This is a genomic window from Cupriavidus sp. 05T313, assembly GCF_056396665.1.
The window spans coordinates 1-503 of sequence record NZ_JBFTLX010000603.1 but is presented as its reverse complement, the minus strand read 5'-3'; the positions used below and the strand labels follow the sequence as shown (position 1 = coordinate 503).

The following is a 503-nucleotide window of genomic DNA, read 5'->3' as shown; positions in this document are numbered from 1 at the left end:
ACTTCCTGCTGGGCGCCGCACTGGTGCTGTGGGGTGTGGCTGTCGCAGCGGCGCGCGACGTTTCCCGCGTGATCGGCTACCTCATGGCGCTGTCCGGACTGGCCTATCTGGTCCAGGGCTGGATTATCGGGGCCTCGGGATTCTCAGCAGCGAACACGCTTCCCACCCTGGTGGGCATTGTAGCCATCCTCGCCTGGACCGTGTGGCTGCTCATCTCCGCCGTGAGGATGAAAGAGACGACGACGGCGGGTCACCGAGAGTGACCCGCCGTCGTCGCGCGTTGTCTTACTTCGCCGTTTCGAGCAGGCCGGCGCGCACGGCCTGGGTGGCCTTGACCAGGTTGCGCAGGGACTCCTCAGTCTCGGCGTAGCCGCGGGTCTTCAGGCCGCAGTCGGGGTTGACCCAGAGCTGGCGSGACGGRACGTGCYTGACGGCGGTGCTGAGCAGSTCGGTGACTTCCTGCTCGCCGGGRACGCGSGGSGAGTGGATGTCGTGGATGTCGT

2 protein-coding genes are annotated in these 503 nt (G+C 66.9%); one reads left to right on the top strand and one right to left on the bottom strand.

Annotated elements, in window-relative coordinates; genetic code table 11:
* The coding region (locus AC1DKD_RS41960; protein ID WP_477144829.1) for a hypothetical protein at nt 1-263 on the top strand (263 nt) is incomplete at its 5' end.
* Nucleotides 264-285: 22 nt separating this feature from the next.
* On the opposite strand, the gene AC1DKD_RS41955 is transcribed toward AC1DKD_RS41960, so the two are convergent.
* Nucleotides 286-503, bottom strand: a 218-nt coding sequence (locus AC1DKD_RS41955) for a hypothetical protein (protein WP_477144828.1), incomplete at its 5' end; no start/stop codon positions are given.